The organism is Rathayibacter sp. AY1A3 (assembly GCF_002930975.1).
Taxonomy (GTDB): Bacteria; Actinomycetota; Actinomycetes; order Actinomycetales; family Microbacteriaceae; genus Rathayibacter.
Genome location: NZ_PSTO01000091.1, coordinates 1 through 548 on the forward strand (window position 1 = coordinate 1; position 548 = coordinate 548).

A 548-nucleotide genomic window follows, 5' to 3' on the forward strand; every position below is an offset into this window, starting at 1 on the left:
TCCAGCACCGGGCAGGCGTCAGTCCGTATACATCGTCTTGCGACTTAGCACGGACCTGTGTTTTTAGTAAACAGTCGCTTCCCACTGGTCTCTGCGGCCATCGAACGCTCCCGGAGCAAGTCCGTTCACGCCTCAGGCCCCCCTTCTCCCGAAGTTACGGGGGCATTTTGCCGAGTTCCTTAACCACGATTCTCTCGATCTCCTTAGTATTCTCTACCTGACCACCTGAGTCGGTTTGGGGTACGGGCAGCTAGAACCTCGCGTCGATGCTTTTCTTGGCAGCATAGGATCACCGATTTCGACTTGCGTCTACCCATCAGATCTCAGGCTATATGAACGACGGATTTGCCTATCGTTCGCCCTACATCCTTAGACCGGGACAACCATCGCCCGGCTCGGCTACCTTCCTGCGTCACACCTGTTAATACGCTAAACGCACCAGCACGGGGTCGTACGCTAGGCCCAACGCTTCACCCCGAAGGGATCCATCAAAGGGATTCAGATACTTAGCACTACTGGATTGTCTTGGGCGGTTCTTCGCCGGTACG

The 548-nt window shown here is 55.5% G+C and carries 1 rRNA gene; it reads right to left on the reverse strand.

What is annotated here, in order from left to right:
- Positions 1-548, reverse strand: a 23S ribosomal RNA gene (locus C5C10_RS17450); the annotation flags it as partial.